Annotated in this window: 9 protein-coding genes; 4 read left to right on the top strand and 5 right to left on the bottom strand. The window is 47.6% G+C overall.

The features are described 5' to 3' along the window. Positions 1-596: 596 nt before the first annotated feature. From HPT30_RS29480 to HPT30_RS29470, 3 genes are all read left to right on the top strand, one after another. Positions 597-1,697, top strand: coding sequence for an extracellular solute-binding protein (locus HPT30_RS29480; protein WP_246317521.1), 1,101 nt, complete (start codon positions 597-599; stop codon positions 1,695-1,697). Between the two features lie 117 nt (positions 1,698-1,814). Continuing rightward, a complete protein-coding gene (locus HPT30_RS29475; RefSeq protein ID WP_175374796.1) occupies positions 1,815-2,831 on the top strand; it encodes an ABC transporter ATP-binding protein in 1,017 nt (338 codons plus the stop codon). Positions 2,832-2,843: 12 nt separating this feature from the next. After that, complete coding sequence (locus HPT30_RS29470) at positions 2,844-4,553, top strand: ABC transporter permease (RefSeq protein ID WP_175374795.1); 1,710 nt, start codon at positions 2,844-2,846, stop codon at positions 4,551-4,553. A 291-nt stretch (positions 4,554-4,844) separates the two neighbouring features. Here the strand turns inward: HPT30_RS29470 and HPT30_RS29465 are convergent, their stop codons facing one another. The 3 genes from HPT30_RS29465 to HPT30_RS29455 form a co-directional block, all read right to left on the bottom strand. After that, positions 4,845-5,291 (bottom strand): DUF1453 family protein, encoded by a 447-nt coding sequence (locus HPT30_RS29465; RefSeq protein WP_175374794.1) that lies wholly within the window; start codon positions 5,289-5,291, stop codon positions 4,845-4,847. A gap of 412 nt (positions 5,292-5,703) precedes the next feature. Continuing rightward, a complete protein-coding gene (locus tag HPT30_RS29460) occupies positions 5,704-7,092 on the bottom strand; it encodes an FAD-binding oxidoreductase (RefSeq protein WP_175374793.1) in 1,389 nt (462 codons plus the stop codon). A gap of 353 nt (positions 7,093-7,445) precedes the next feature. After that, positions 7,446-8,318 (bottom strand): glycerophosphodiester phosphodiesterase family protein, encoded by an 873-nt coding sequence (locus HPT30_RS29455; RefSeq protein ID WP_175374792.1) that lies wholly within the window; start codon positions 8,316-8,318, stop codon positions 7,446-7,448. A gap of 399 nt (positions 8,319-8,717) precedes the next feature. Here HPT30_RS29455 and HPT30_RS29450 point away from each other — a divergent pair, with 399 nt between their 5' ends. Then, positions 8,718-10,904, top strand: coding sequence for an extracellular solute-binding protein (locus tag HPT30_RS29450; protein WP_175374791.1), 2,187 nt, complete (start codon positions 8,718-8,720; stop codon positions 10,902-10,904). Positions 10,905-11,051: 147 nt separating this feature from the next. Here the strand turns inward: HPT30_RS29450 and ftsY are convergent, their stop codons facing one another. Further along, positions 11,052-12,044: a signal recognition particle-docking protein FtsY gene (gene ftsY / locus HPT30_RS29445; RefSeq protein WP_175374790.1), complete on the bottom strand. Its 993-nt coding sequence runs from the start codon at positions 12,042-12,044 to the stop codon at positions 11,052-11,054. 97 nt (positions 12,045-12,141) lie between these two features. After that, the gene (gene smc, locus HPT30_RS29440; protein WP_175374789.1) at positions 12,142-15,711 is read right to left on the bottom strand and encodes a chromosome segregation protein SMC; all 3,570 of its coding nucleotides are present in this window, start codon (positions 15,709-15,711) and stop codon (positions 12,142-12,144) included. Positions 15,712-15,832 lie beyond the last annotated feature (121 nt).

The following is a 15,832-nucleotide window of genomic DNA, read 5'->3' as shown; positions in this document are numbered from 1 at the left end:
GTTTCTTCTTTAAACTGTTTGTTGTATCGCTTCCGTTCTGCCACGGCTACCACCTCTTCTGGAGTTTATTCTATTATCCATGGGTTGGATTTACCGTGTCCACTTTTTAGTCTAATTCATAATGTACCTTAAATCTTCCAGAACACCCCGTTCAGCATAATTTCGCGGAAAATAAGATACAATAATGCCCTTATTTCCCTCATTTTATTGTATTGAAGAAAAATAAGGTGCAAAAATGCCGTTAGTTGAGGCAGCGTCCCCTCTTCAGCAATCTTAAGACGATTGGTGAAGGGGGATTCACCCTTTCTAGTGGTTGAAATCAGTCAACAGTCACGTTCCGGCGCTAGCTGTACTATGGAAAGCTTTCAGGCGAACGCTATGCCCCTATAGTTCCAAACTTCCCCGTTCGCTCATCTTCGATTTTTGTTAATTTCTTTTGTTCGGCTTATATATCGTGTTCAGCTCTTTTCAGAAGTTTTGTTAACTTTATTAAGGCTATGTTAAATAACATCAATTCGATTGACGGTGATTTTCGGATGTTGCTATAATCAATTTGAAATTGACACGTTCCAAAAATAATAAAAAGGGAGACTTTTATGAACACCAAATTCAAACGGATGGTCCTGCCTCTACTCGGTCTTGTACTCACCAGCACGCTCGCTGCATGTGGAAATCAATCTTCCACCACAAATGCAACCAATGCCGCAAGCCCGACTGAGGCTGCTAGTTCTGCTAAGGCTCCACTCGTTGTCTACACTAACTCCGCTTCTGACGGCAGAGGTGATTGGCTGAAAGAAAAAGCCAAAGAAAAAGGCTTCGACCTGCAAATCGTAGAAGGTGGCGGCGGCGACATTGCCAACCGTCTGATTGCTGAAAAAAACAAGCCGGTAGCCGACATTATTTATGGTTTAAGTACGGTGAACTATGTGGAATTCAAGTCGCAGGACATGCTGGTGCAGTACAAGCCCGTGTGGGCAAGCGAAGTTCCTGAGGGCTTAAGTGATAAAGACGATTATTACCACGGGATTGTTAAGCAAGCGATCCTGCTGATTTACAACTCTAAGCTGTACAACGAAAGCACCGCTCCCAAAGACTGGTCAGATCTGTGGACCAACCCGCAATTCCATTATAAATACGATGCACCGGGAACGAACGATCTCGGCGGCGCTACCGTTCGTGCGGTTCTGGCTGGCATTCTCGTTCGCTATCAGGACCCGAATGGTGAGTACGGAATCTCTCAGCAGGGTTGGGATGCCATGAAAAACTACTTGAAATACGGTTTCTATAAAGCCGAAGGCGAAGATTTCTATGCCAACCTGGCTAGTGGGAAGTCTCCTTTTGGCCCGATGTTCTCTAGCGGTATCGCTTCGAGAGAGAAGCAGTACAACGTCAAAGCCGGAATCGTAAAACCAGCCATTGGTGTCCCCTTTATTGTTGAGCAAGTAGCAATTGTCAAAGGTACGAAGAACCTGGATACCGCCAAAGCCTTTGTCGATTGGTTCGGTAGCAGCGAGGTACAGACAGAATGGTCAAAGCAGTTCTCCACTATGCCAGCTAACAGCAAAGCGCTCGAGAACGCCGCGCAGGATCTTAAAGATCTGGATGCTTCCCTCAAACAACAGCCGATCGATTGGGAGTTTGTGAACAAGAACATCAACAACTGGGTTGAGAAAATCCAGCTTGAGCTTTTGCCGTAATTCAGCATCATGACCATCCCGGCAGCAGGAGCACAGGTCGCCTCATTTATGGCGCGCCAGCCCCCGCTGCCGGGTGGCTTTATTTTTACACAACAAGTAGTGAGGAGCCGGGGAATCATGATCGAATTTAGAGACATAGAAATTAAATATAACGATTTTATCGCAGTGAAGAACTTGAATTTGAAGATTGCTGAAGGCGAATTCTTCACCATGCTTGGCCCTTCCGGCTGTGGCAAAACGACTACATTGCGAAGCCTTGTTGGATTTGTCAGCCCGACGCATGGCTCCATTCATGTGAATGGCAAGGACATCACGCAATTACCTGTAGAGAAACGGGACATCAGTATGGTTTTTCAAAGTTACGCCCTGTTCCCGACTCTTAATGTATATGAGAACATCGCCTTCGGCCTGAAGGTCAAGAAAATGCCCAAAGAACAGATTGAAGCCGAAGTGGCAGAAATCGCCCAGAAAGTGGACCTGAGTCAAGCGCAATTACGCAAAAAAGTGTCCGAGCTGTCAGGGGGCCAGCAGCAACGTGTAGCTATCGCCAGAGCGCTTGTGCTGAAGCCCAGCATTCTAGTATTGGACGAACCCCTCTCCAATCTCGATGCCAGCTTGCGGGTCCAACTGCGTAACGAGTTGAAAAGTCTGCAAAAGAAGTTCGGCATTACCACGATCTATGTAACCCATGACCAGGAGGAAGCCCTGACCTTATCGGACCGCATCGCCGTGTTCAATCACGGAGCCGTGGAGCAGGTCGGCACACCGCACGAAATTTACAGTCAGTCTGCGACCGAGTTTGTATGCAATTTTATCGGAGACATCAATACATTGGAACATTCTATCATCGAAAAGGTTAACGCAACATCAGGCAAGTCATTCGACCCGGCTAAAGCCGCCTATCTAAGAACTGAGAAAATCTACACCTCTCTGCCAGAGGGGAACGCCGAGGCGTTTACTACACTGACGGCACGCGTGATCGACGCTGAATATTACGGTTTATACACGAAATATACGTTTGAAATAGGTGGGGCCCTCCTGAAAAAGGTGGAGATTGAGGACGGACGAAGCCGCTGCATCATCGGAAATGAAATAGATATCTATATTCGCCCGGACGATATTTTGCAATATTAGGAGGCTTTCCCCATGACAATAGAGCGCATTAAAAGATACGTAACGCCGGGAAGACTCTCCCTGCTTATTGCGGGTTTGTTCTTAACCTGGTTTATTATTGCTTTTCTGGTTTATCCCAATCTTAATCTGCTGAAGAGCGTGTTTTGGGCGAACGGAAGCTTCTCGATTGAACCTTTTCAAAAACTGCTGCACTCCAAAAGAGCGCTGAAGGGCCTGCTAAATAGCTTTATTCTGGCCGTTTCGATGGTCATTACCGTGAATATCGTCGGTATCTTTCTAGTATTTGTAACCGACTATTTCGATATTAAAGGGTCCAAGCTGCTGCGGATCGGCTATTATACTACACTTGTATACAGCGGCATTGTGCTGGTGTCAGGCTACAAATTTCTGTACGGCGAGCAGGGCTTTATTACGAAATTTCTGCTCCTGCTCTTCCCTTCTTTTCCGGCGGACTGGTTCCACGGTTACTGGGCAGTGCTGTTCGTCATGACGTTTGCCTGTACGTCCAATCATGTGTTGTTCTTGTCAAATGCCATTCGCAAAATCGATTACCAGACTGTGGAGGCCGCACGCAATATGGGCGCTTCCCCCTTTTACATTTTACGCAGAGTTGTACTGCCAGTGTTGCAGCCCTCTTTATTCGCGATTACGATCTTGCTGTTTCTGACTGGCCTTGGCGCAACTTCCGCGCCGCTGATTGTAGGGGGAACTGAATTTCAGACGATTACCCCGTTAATTCTGGCCTTTTCAAAAAGCCCAACCTCCCGGGACATGGCTTCCGTACTGGCGATCATCTTGGGAGTTGCTACACTGATTCTGTTGACCTTTCTTCGTAAGGCGGAGAAAAAAGGGAACTTTATCTCGGTCTCCAAGGTGAAATCGGAGATAGTAAAACAAAAAATCACCAACAAATGGTTGAACACACTGGTTCACATCGTTGCCTACCTTCTATTTATAATCTATACCGTACCAGTTCTATTGACAGTCATCTTTTCCTTTACGGATGCTTATAGCATCTCTACTTCCATCTTGTCCTGGGAGCATTTTACGCTCAGCAACTATAAACTGCTCTTTACCAACGCGGATGCGTATCAGCCGTATCTCATCAGTATTGTGTACGCTGCCGGGGCAGCTGTGATTGTCGTCGCCTTGTCACTTCTTGTATCTCGCATTCTGCATAAGTACAGCAATCTCTTTACTACAGCACTGGAGTACGCAATGCTAATCCCTTGGCTGTTGCCTTCTACGCTAATTGCGCTGGGATTGATCCTTACTTATGACTCGCCAAAATGGATTCTGGCCAACCAGGTGCTAACCGGCTCGATGTGGATCTTGATGATCGCTTATGTCATTGTGCTGATCCCATTTACGCTGCGAATGCTCAAAGCCGCTTTCTTCAGCATCGATGCCTCCCTGGAGGATGCCGGCCGGAGTCTCGGGGCTAGTGCTTTCTATACGTTTAGAAGGGTGCTCCTCCCCATCGTTCTTCCTTCAACACTGGCGGTGCTTGCGCTCAACTTCAACAGTCAATTAGCAGACTATGATCTGACAGTCTTCCTGTACCACCCGCTGTTCAAACCGCTGGGCATCGCTATTCAAAATGCGACAAGCGGGCAAACCTCTTCCGATACCCGGGCGCTTGGACTCGTGTATTCGGTCATGTTGATGGTGATCTCGTCTGTTGCACTCTATTTGGTCTATGGGAGGAAGTCAAAAGCTTGAGGTTTGGGTGATGGTAAAAAATACGAAGCCCCTATGATTGTTGTAATCATAGGGGCTTCGTATTTTGGTTAAGTTGGAAAGTTTGCTGCTTAGTCTTACTTTTAATTTGGATCCAGTCCTTGTTCATTTAGAAATTGAGTGACCACTGACTTTTTAGCCATGTCTCCAAGGAATGGTTAGTAGTCACAATAAAAGCCTCCACCTTAAATTTTTTCATTAACCTAAGTATGACCAGCATACTGAACAAATAATAAGATCCTATAGAACATAAAATTACAAATAAACTTTAGATTAAACGCCTCGCTCCTGTAAACGCCGGACTTTGCTATACAGGAAGTACCTTCGGGCAGCAATGCTGCCCAAGGGAAGAATCAGTAGCGCACTGCTCAGGACATGGAAAGTATTATGCACATCTAATGAACTGACGAGTTGGCGTAGCAACAAAACCACAATCAAGAGAATGCTGCTTGCCAACGATCCTTTCGACATTATTTTTCCTGACTCCGGATGAATTATAATCTGTTCCAAATAGGCTCGGCATGCGCCAATACCACAACCTATCACAAGACATAGAATATATAGCAGCATACTATTTACGGTCAGCGTTGTTTGGGCTATGCTGGTGAACACTACATACGCTAGGATGGCAGGTAAAAGCCATAAACGGGTGGTCTTGATCTCCTTTTCCTTTAGAGATATCAATAGAATAATTACGACTGTAATCAAAATATTCATCATGCTTGTTTCCTCACTTTCTCCATGTGTTCTTCGGTGTACATTTAGTTTATCCGAATTCACCATGGGTTAAGTCCACCCATAGATGGATTAAATCACTTGTTCACTTCCATCGCCAGGCTTAGTGCCTCTTGCTAAAATAAATTCAAAAGTTGATTTATTCTGATATTCTTCCATTTAGGTGACCGTTTGTACCTGTAATTGCCCAAAAGTAAATATTCTACTGGTGAAGGCAGGATCTCTATCTTCTCACAAGCTTAGAATTCAAAAAAAAGCAGCGATTCTCCCGTTATTAGAGAATCGCTGCTTTTCATTTTTGGTCATTTGTAGCTTGCTTTAATAGTTGTGAGCGGACTGATTGTGGAGAAGCGGCAGCGGTCACCTTGCTCTCCGGATTTCACGGCTAACCTGCTTTCTAATCTGCGCAGATGTTTAAATTGCTTTTGAACATATTCTCAGGATCATATTGTTTTTTTAATTGGATCAACCGTTCCAGCGTTTCGGCTGGATAAACATCATGCAAGCGATCCTTCTCGGTAATGCCCAGGAAGTTCACATCCGCCCCGGCTGCAAAAGGAAGTAACGTTTTCCATACCCGATGATTGAGTACACGATTTTCTTCTTCTTGTTCCTTTGTCATATAAAGGTTCTGAATCCAGACAAAAAATGGTTTATCCCGATGAGGGAATGCTGTTGTATCTACAGGTATTCGGCTCATTGCTCCTCCAAGAACGCGCAATTGGATCCCCATGAATGAGGGGAATTGAATCTCATGAATATCTTTCACCAGCGCTTCAGCCGTTTGAAGGTTAAGGGATTGCAGATACAAATTGCGACTGATATACCCGAATCGTTGCTTACCCAGGTTTTGTATTAAATCAACATAGGGTTTGGGTCCGACTGAATCAGCAATTACGGTTCCGATTTCCCTAAAGGGTGCCAGGACTTTTTCCCCTTCCTTCAAATCGCCCGTGTAACAGAAGAAAACTCTCAATATAGGTTTTCCATGATGCGCTGAAGGAATAAATGGAAAATTCGGTGCTGTCATAATCGATATAATGGTAGTAAGCTCTTCGGGGGCTTTCGCCGCCAATTGGCCGATTTCAAGAAGCTCTGAAGCATTGGCCCCTTCATAGAATAAAAATCCGCCCAACAGTTCCCCACCACCATGTACTTCAAGCTCCAACGCAGTTACAATTCCAAAATTTCCGGCTCCCCCTCTAATAGCCCAAAATAAATCCGCATTTTCAGTTTGGCTGGCATGAAGGATACTGCCTTCTGCAGTAACAAGTTCGACTGATCGCAATAGATCAATCGTTAATCCATACTTTCGGACCATGAAGCCCATTCCGCTTCCTTGAGTAAGACCGCCTACCCCTACACCGGCATTATCACCCGATGTGATTGCTAAACCGTAGGGCTGCAGAGCTTCGGCTACTTCCCCCCAAGTCGCTCCCGGCTCTATACGTGCAATTCGCGATTCCTCATCAAGGTCGATCCTATTTAATGCTGACAAATCAATGACCAGACAATCATGGCCAGCACTATATCCTGCCAAGCTGTGACCAACGCCTCGTACGACTAAAGGGATGCGGTTTTCTTTTGAAAAGGCGAGCACAGCAGCAACATCTTGTGCATCCTTCACGCGAATGACGCAAGATGGATGGGCATCAATAACCAAGTTCCAAATGTTCCGATAATTATCGTACTCCGGGTGATCTTTGAACAAGACCGTTCCTTTGATTGTCTTCGCAAAATCATGAAGTTTTTTTAAAACCGTTTCAGAAAAAAAGCTTTCTTTCATTTTGTCTTCACCTCGGCAGAATATTATTGTGACGAAACAAAACATAATTGTTAACTAGTTAACAATTTTAAAACAAAAAAACCGATGGATGTAATCCTCTCCTCACTTTACAATGAAAGACTTCCTGCAAGAATTATCATCTATTTAATTTTGTTTCTTCAGTAAGAATACATGATCGATTTCCATAAATCAATACTTATTATTGTTTGATATTTATTATCATTTTATATTAATTATAATTTACAAAAAAATAAACGCACCTATGATCGATCACAACGATCATTAGGGGCTTAATCACACAAAACTTAACCCGCCACTGGTCTATCCAGGGCGGGTTCCTTGTAGTTATTGTATTAGCGATGAAGCTCTGCCTCTTTCAAACGTTCATTCCGGTAAGGAGATAATAGCGAAGGCCAGTCGGTTTGAATAATGTCGACCTTTTTCTCAATTATTTTTCCCCAGCCCAGATCAGGGCTTTGAATAATCGACGTATCATCATCCAAGCCGCCGTATAGGAATGTGTAATCGTCCAGTGTAATGGCGTTGGCCCATACAAAGAGATTTTTCTCATGCAGTCTTTCTATAACGTCGTTCTGGAACAGCGGGTCGCTGTCTGTCTTAACGATCAGTTCCATACCCACCAGGTTAATATTGGTGTAAGACAACACGGTCTCAATCTCTTGAACAGAGTAAACAATCGGCATAAACATATACTTTTTCTCGTAAGTATCGAAAAATTCCAGTGTTTCCTTGTTCACAGGTCCTTTTAAAATCAGTTGATTCATCATGTCATGTTGGTCCAGAATCTCTACGAGCTCAGGCCAGAAATCCCAGGCGCGGTCGATGTTAATCAACGTGTCGCCTTTTAAATGGGGCAGCACCTGTTCCAGACGATCCAGCTTAGTGTTCGTCCGGCAAAACAGACTATTGTAGTAAGACAACCCGTCAATGCGGGTAGAATCCATTGTGGTAATATTATCAGTCTCGTTCAGCAGACGCGGCTCTCCTCCATCATGAAACAAGTAGATCGCGCCATCTGTCGATTTGGCCAAATCAATTTCGATCATATCGCCGCCCTGCTGCAGTGCGACTTTAAACGCGGGGAGCGTATTTTCAATAATATTGCCGCCGAAGCTACCTCTATGTACGGCAATCAATACTCCTCGTTCATTAAATCGTTGATTGAGCAAGCCATTGATCTTGCTGAATATTGCTTTTCCAAACATCTAAATGTGCCTCCTGCTCCTGAGTGTACTGGATCAAATTCATCTTATCAAAATAATTGGAACGTGTCAATTTGGAATGATTTGGTCATACTAGAGACATCCCTTCATCTTTTTACAATTCTCTTATTGAACGTAAAAATTATAATGAGTATGATGAAGGAATATGGTCTCAGCAGAAAATCAGTGCTGACTGAACGTCGAAACGCAGCGGAGGGGCGAAGGGATTCTGGAGAAGCGTAGCGTTCGCCTTTAAAGACCGATTTCAACCCATTTATGCTCCATTCCAGAAATCGGGCTTTAACAGCGATCGGAAGAACCCTTCGCACCCGTAGCGGCTGCTAGCACGTAGTAGTTCAAGCACTGATTTTATTTGAGCCAAAAAAGTAGGAGGATTGTAACATGGCTACAATCAAGGATATTGCAAAAGCAGCCGGCGTCTCGCATGGAACGGTGTCCAATGTATTGAACGGAAGAGGCAACGTCAGTGCCAAGAAGATCCGGCTAGTGGAAGAGGCTGCCCGGCAGCTTGGATATAAAATAAACTACAAGGCGCAGTCCCTGCGTTCTGGCGTAACTAAATCGATCTCTATCATCATTCCGAGCATTGAATCGGAGGAGTATGCCCAGCTGTACAAGGGTCTCGATAAGACACTCACCGAATGGGGCTACCGCACCCATCTCTACATAACCTATGATCTGCAGCTGAACGAACAAAACATACTGAAGGAAATTGCCGAAGAACGCGTTACCGGAATTATCACCATCTCTTGCCTGGACGATGCCTCTATCTATTACAATGAACTCAATATTCCGAAAGAGAACATCCTATTTGTGAATCGAAAAATAAAGAACAGCAAAGCTTTTGCTGCTTTTGACTTCGTGCAGGCCGGGAAAGAGGTTTCAAGCTATCTATCAGAAAACCAGTTTCAATCGATAGGGATTTTCGTGGATGAGCAGAAGTATTCGAGCGAGCAGCAGTTCGCCGAGACTATTGCGGGGGAAATGAAACAAGCCTCGGTCAAAATGATCACCTCTCCCCTTGGGCAGTCTTACAGCAGAGCCTTTGAATTTTGGGAAAATGGGACGCCAGACATTATTGTGACATCGAGCCTGAGCCGGGCCCAGCTTCTCAAAAACGCTCATTATTACGGTTCCGATGATCAGCAGCCGCCGATCCTATGCCTTGCGCCAACCGAAGCAGCTTTTGACGACCAGTTCATCAAATATCAGCAAAATTATCAGCTGTTCGGGCATCATATCGCCGAGTCTCTAATGAAACAAGTGAATGGACAGGAGAAAATTGCGAAGAATATGATTTTTGCGAACAGCGGTCTAGAGCCAGTACATGCGCCGACAGTTAACAATCCAAGCGAGACAAACCTGACGATGCTAACGATTCCCAGTCCGACGACAGATGCACTGAAGAAGCTGCTCCCTCATTTCACCAAGAAAACAGGCATCCATGTATCACTTGCCATCCATACCTATGAGGAAATTTATCAAGTTCTGTCAGAGGCTTCAGGCAATCCAAGTTATGACATCGTCCGGATGGATATGGCGTGGTTGTCCTGGTTCGGTAAGACGTCCTTTCATCCGCTCCAGGGTCTGGACAGGGAATTCGATGAGATTATTCATAATCTCCCGCTTCATATCAAGGACAATTATATGAATGTCGAAGGGGTTGCACATACGTTTCCTTTTGACCCCAGCGTTCAGATGCTCTTTTACCGAAAAGATTTATTTGAAGACCAGATGATCAAGCGGATGTACTTTGAGAAATATAAAGAGCAGTTGACGGAGCCCGCAGACTACGAAGCTTACACCAAACTGGTGACCTTCTTCACTCAGTCCTGCTTCAGTCAGTCTCCGACAACATATGGTACAAGCGTGACACTAGGCAGACCGGAAATTATCGCGCTTGAGTTCTTAACCCGTTATTACGCAGAAGGCGGACGATTAATAACCACTAATGGGATGACGCTGGACCTGCCTAAAGCTACACAAGCGCTGCACAACTTTATAGAAACGTTGAATGTAGCTCAAAAATTAAATGAATCCTGGTGGGGAGAGTCTGTCAATAGCTTTGCCAGAGGAGAAACGGCGATGGTCATCGGCTTTATGAACCATGTCTCACGAATCGCGCACAGTGAGGTCGGCTCGTTTATCGGCTCGGCGCCTGTTCCGGGGAATGCTCCGCTCCTTGGTGGTGGAGTGATCGGGATTTCGAAAAGCAGCAACAAGATTGAGGCGGCCATTCAGTTCATGAAATGGGTGAATCAAACTGAAATTGCGGAGCAGATCAGCTTACTTGGGGGAACGACTGGCAAGACTGAGATCAACGACAATTATACCATCCGCACGCTGTACCCTTGGCTTCAGGATGCGAGCAAATGGAGCGCTCAGGGGATCAGAGAAACCAAAACACTGAATGGCACGGGAATCAACTCTAAGAAGCTCGAACTTGTAATCGGGTTATCCCTTGAAAAAATGCTGAAAGGTGTACTGAGTGTCGAGCAAACGATTGAAGAGATGAACCGCCAGCTTGCTGGTTTTTCGCAAAATAAAGAAAATGTCCACATCGAATAAAACAGCTGTACAACGTGTTATTAACTACGATACGTAAAATTGAAAAAAGTGCGGAGCCTGAGGACTCATTCCTCTTCTCCGCACTTTTCTAATTTCAATATTGTAATGCAAATCTCTTTGTGGTTATGATTCGTCTGTCATGCAGACTTACTCTTCCGCCTTCTCTTCCTCGTCGATCATACCTGCAAACAGGGCATGAACGAACTGTTGGGAGTCGAATGGCTGAAGATCTTCCATTTTCTCACCCAATCCAACGAGCTTCACCGGAAGGTTCATCTCCTGGCGGATCGCTACAACGATACCACCTTTAGCTGTTCCGTCCAGCTTGGTCAGGACCAGACCCGTTACACCACTCTTCTCACCAAAGAGCTTGGCCTGGGTCAAAGCGTTTTGTCCAGTGGTCGCATCCAGCACCATTAGCACTTCATGCGGCGCACTTGGGATCTCACGCTGAATGACGCGGAAGATTTTGTTCAGCTCTTCCATCAGGTTGCTCTTGTTCTGCAGTCGGCCAGCGGTATCGCAGATCAGAATATCCACATTACGCTGCTTGGCTGCCTGCACGGCATCGTACATTACTGCCGCTGGGTCAGAGCCCGGGTTCTGCTTAATAACGTCTACACCCGCACGTTGGCCCCAAACTTCCAACTGCTCAATCGCTCCTGCACGGAAGGTGTCGCCTGCTGCGAGCAGAACCTTCTTACCCTCCTGCTTATAACGGTGAGCCAGCTTCCCGATCGTCGTAGTTTTACCAACACCGTTAACGCCAACGAAGAGAATGACGGTGATACCGTCAGGGTTCTCTTTCAGGCTGTTGTCATCGTCGCCGCGCAGCAGATCCATCAGCTTGCCTGACAGAATCGGCCGCAGCTCTGCAGCGTCTTCGATCCGTTGCTTCTTGACCTCAGCACGCAGCTCTTCTACCAGCGTCATAACCGTATTAACGCCGACATCGGCACCGATCAGGATTTCTTCGAGTTCTTCGTAGAACTCCTCATCAATTTTTTTACGACGGGTAATCAGATCAGCTACCTTCTCGACGAAGCCTTTGCGGGTCTTCTCCAGACCGTCGCGGAATTGCTTGGTTACACTCTCCGTTTTGCCGGAGATGCTTTCTTTTAGTTTTCTGAAAAAGCTCATTGTCTTCCCCCACTCCACTCATATTGCAAAGCTTGTTCATCATTTTCTCTGTTGTGTCAGGCTACATCTAGTTGCGCTCAACCGCAACTATCCTGCATTAAGCAATTTCAGCTTCCTCATCCTCCAGCTTCACAGAGACAAGCTTGGATACACCGCCTTCTTCCATCGTGACTCCGTATAGCACATCCGCTTCCTCCATCGTCCCTTTCCGGTGGGTCACGACAATGAACTGCGTCTGTTCAGAGAACTCACGCAAATACTGGGCGAAACGCACTACATTGGCTTCATCCAGTGCGGCTTCGACCTCATCCAGTACACAGAATGGTACCGGCTTGACCTGCAGGATAGCGAAGAGCAGTGCCATCGCTGTAAGTGCACGCTCTCCACCAGAGAGCAGCTGCAAGTTCTGCAGCTTCTTCCCTGGCGGCTGTGCGACAATGTCGATTCCCGTATCCAGCATATGATCCGGGTCCAGCAGCTGCAGATCGGCTCGGCCCCCGCCAAACAGCTTCGTGAACACCGTCCCGAACTCCTTACGGATGGCATCAAAGGTCTGCTTGAAGCGCTTCGACATTTCATCCTCCATCTCACGGATCACGTGATACAAGGTTGTCTTGGCTTCGACCAGGTCATCCTTCTGGCCACTCAGGAACGTGAAGCGTTCATGGACGCGCTGATATTCCTCAATAGCGCCCAGATTAACTTCACCGAGTGTAGAAATGCTGCGCTTCAGACGTTGTACTTCCAACTGCGTGGCAGGAACATCTTCTGGAACCGGATAACGCTGCTTCGCCAGTTCATAGCTCAGCTCGTAGTCGTCACTCAGCTTGCGCAGAATGTTATCTAGTTCTACATCGAGTCTACCGACAGCGACTTCCGTAGAACGCAGCTTGTCATCCACAACCTTCAGCGCCTGCCGCTGGTCTTTGGTCTCGCCTTCTTCCAGCTCCAGCTTGCGGGTTAACGCAGACCGCTCAGCACGTGAAAAATCCAGTTTACTGGCCGTTTCTTCCTTCTTGATCCGGTAGCTGTTCATATCTTCCTTCTGCTTGACGGCTTTGAGCTCATTGTCGGCAAGATCTTGTTCAATCGTATTCAGCAAATTCCGATTCTGACGCAGTTCTTTATCCTGTGAGCCGACGTCCTGTCTCATCCGGCGGAGCTGTTCCTCCAAGGAGAAAATCTCCTGATCGAGCTTCCCTTCAGCGACTTTCATACTTGTCAGCTTGCTCTGCAGCTCTTCCTTGGCGGATTCGTTCGCTTTGCGGGCGGATTCAGCGCTGCGGATGGCCTCATGAGCATCCTTCTCTTCCTTCTCCAGTCGCTCCAGCTCGGCCGTAGCCTGCTTACGCGACTCTTCCAGGTTGCGGGCTTCGCTCTCAAAGCTGCTGCGCTGTACGCTGGCACTTTCGACCTGCTCCAGCACATGGCGCAGCTCTTGCTCCAGCTGTTTCAGATCACCAGTCACGCGCTGTTCTTCCAGCCGCTTCTCGTCTCCGCTATGACGCAGCTCCTCCAGCTTTACGCTGGCCTTCTCCTGCTCCTCGCGAAGCCGATCAATGCCCTGCTTCAGCTTGGCAATTTGCCGTTCCGTCTCTTCTATCTCACCGCTCAGCTGATCCAACTGGCGTTTGCGGCTCAGCAAGCTGTTGTTTTTCTTGTGCTGGCTACCACCGGTCATCGAACCGCCGGCATTGACAACATCGCCTTCAAGGGTCACGACCCTGTAACGATACTGGCATTTCGCCGCAATCCGGTTCGCTTGCTCCAGACTCTCAGCAATGACTACATTACCAAGCAGACTGCCTACGATGTTGGCATATTTGTCGTCGAAGCCGACAAGCTCCGAACCGATCCCAACAAAGCCTTCTGCGCCTTCCACCAGACTACGGTCACTGCCCGTAATCTGCCGTGGACGGATAACGTCGAGTGGCAGGAATGTTGCCCGTCCAAGCTGGCGCTGCTTTAGAAAAGCAATCGCCTGCCGGGAGACTGCCTCATTCTCCATCACGACATGTTGTAGAGACGCCCCCATAGCCGTCTCAACTGCCAGTTCCAGGTTCTCGGGAACCGAGATCAGCTCAGCAACGGCACCGTGTACCCCGCTCAACTGGCCTTTACGTGCGCCTTTGAGCACTTCTTTAACCCCAAGCATGAAGCCATCGAAGTCATCCTGCATTTCCTTCATGGTCTCATGGCGGGAAACCTGCGCTTCCCGCTTCTGCTCCCATTTGCGCAAGCCCGCTCCAGTCTCCTCGATCAGCTTCTGCCGTTTGCTCAGCTGCTCGCTCTCGGAAATATAGGCATTGCGCAGCTCGCCAAGCTCCTTACCCAGAAGAGTAATCTTGGCCTTCAGCCCCTTCTGGGCAGAAGTCAACTCTTCATGGCGAACATTCCACTTGTCGCCTTCTTCATCACTGCGGCTCATCCGCCGCTCCAGGTTCTCCTTCTGCTGATCCGCATAACGGATTTCGTTGCGAGCCTGAGCCATGAGGTTCATCAGCTCCAGCAGTGCGCTTTTGAGCTTCTCTTCCTTACTTTGGCTGATACCGTCCGCAACGCCTTCCAGCTTCGCTTCCTCATCACTCAGTTGACCACGCAGCTCAGCCAGTGCGGACCTGGACTGTTCCAGCTTCTGCTCCAGGTCAGCCAGCTCACGCTGGCGATCCGCTGAACGCTCACCTACAGAACCAAGCGTAAGTAACAGCTGTTCCCGGTTGCTCTCCAAGTTGCGGTGACGTTCCTTGAGCACCTCACCCAAGCCTTCGCTTTTCTCGTAGGCTTCACTATAGCGCAGTAACTGCCCCTGCTGCTCCTCAACCTGTGCCTCTAGCGCACGTAAGGCGGAGCGCCCGCTCTCCAGCTTCGCGTCATGAGCGGAGACTACCGTCGCCAGCTCCAATTGCTCGTTACGTAGCGTTTCAAGCTTGGCATTACCTTCCTGCCAGGACGTATGAATGCCTTCAATCTGATGTACATACACCGAGATTTCCAGCTGTTTCAACTGTTCACGCAGTTCCTTATAGCGGATCGCCTTCTCGGATTGCTCCTTCAGCGGCCCCACCTGATCCTCCAGCTCACTAAGCAAGTCGTAGATACGGAGCAAGTTCTGCTCGGTCTCATCCAGCTTGCGGCCAGCATCCTTCTTGCGTGATTTGTATTTGACAATACCTGAGGCTTCTTCGAAAATTCCCCGCCGGTCCTCAGAACGGGTACTGAGAATCTCCTCAATACGGCCTTGTCCAATAATAGAGTAGGCTTCCCGTCCGATCCCTGTGTCCATGAACAATTCCGTGATGTCCTTCAGGCGGCAGGACTGCTTATTGATCAAATATTCACTTTCTCCGCTGCGGTGAACACGCCGGGTCACTGTGACCTCGCTGAAATCAAGCGGCAGCGTATGGTCTTCATTGTCCAGCGTCAGCGAGACTTCACCGTAATTCACCGCTTTGCGCGCATCGCTTCCGGCAAAAATGATATCCTCCATCTTGCCGCCGCGCAGCGACTTGGCGCTTTGTTCACCAAGCACCCAGCGGATGCCGTCAGAAATGTTACTTTTGCCGCTACCGTTAGGCCCAACTACAGCCGTAATCCCGCGTACAAATTCCATTTCTGTCTTATCGGCAAAAGATTTAAAACCCGCTAATTCAATCCGTTTCAAAAACATGACTCGCCAATCACCTCTGACCCATTATACCATAGCGTTCAGCACCCTAAAACAACCTCGCCCTGCAAGAATCCCCTTGCATGACAAGGCTTTATAACTTCTGACCGAACTCAGACATTAC

Source organism: Paenibacillus agri (genome assembly GCF_013359945.1).
Lineage (GTDB): Bacteria > Bacillota > Bacilli > Paenibacillales > Paenibacillaceae > Paenibacillus_AQ > Paenibacillus_AQ agri.
Note: the sequence above shows the minus strand (reverse complement) of the source record. Positions and strands in the feature narration are given on the sequence as shown.

Excerpts from the sequence above, each read along its gene's own strand:
- ftsY (WP_175374790.1), bottom strand. The coding sequence starts at position 12,044 with ATGAGCTTTTTCAGAAAACTAAAAGAAAGCATCTCCGGCAAAACGGAG.
- smc (WP_175374789.1), bottom strand. The coding sequence starts at position 15,711 with ATGTTTTTGAAACGGATTGAATTAGCGGGTTTTAAATCTTTTGCCGAT.
- HPT30_RS29450 (WP_175374791.1), top strand. The coding sequence starts at position 8,718 with ATGGCTACAATCAAGGATATTGCAAAAGCAGCCGGCGTCTCGCATGGA.
- HPT30_RS29480 (WP_246317521.1), top strand. The coding sequence starts at position 597 with ATGAACACCAAATTCAAACGGATGGTCCTGCCTCTACTCGGTCTTGTA.
- HPT30_RS29455 (WP_175374792.1), bottom strand. The coding sequence starts at position 8,318 with ATGTTTGGAAAAGCAATATTCAGCAAGATCAATGGCTTGCTCAATCAA.
- HPT30_RS29465 (WP_175374794.1), bottom strand. The coding sequence starts at position 5,291 with ATGATGAATATTTTGATTACAGTCGTAATTATTCTATTGATATCTCTA.
- HPT30_RS29475 (WP_175374796.1), top strand. The coding sequence starts at position 1,815 with ATGATCGAATTTAGAGACATAGAAATTAAATATAACGATTTTATCGCA.
- HPT30_RS29470 (WP_175374795.1), top strand. The coding sequence starts at position 2,844 with ATGACAATAGAGCGCATTAAAAGATACGTAACGCCGGGAAGACTCTCC.
- HPT30_RS29460 (WP_175374793.1), bottom strand. The coding sequence starts at position 7,092 with ATGAAAGAAAGCTTTTTTTCTGAAACGGTTTTAAAAAAACTTCATGAT.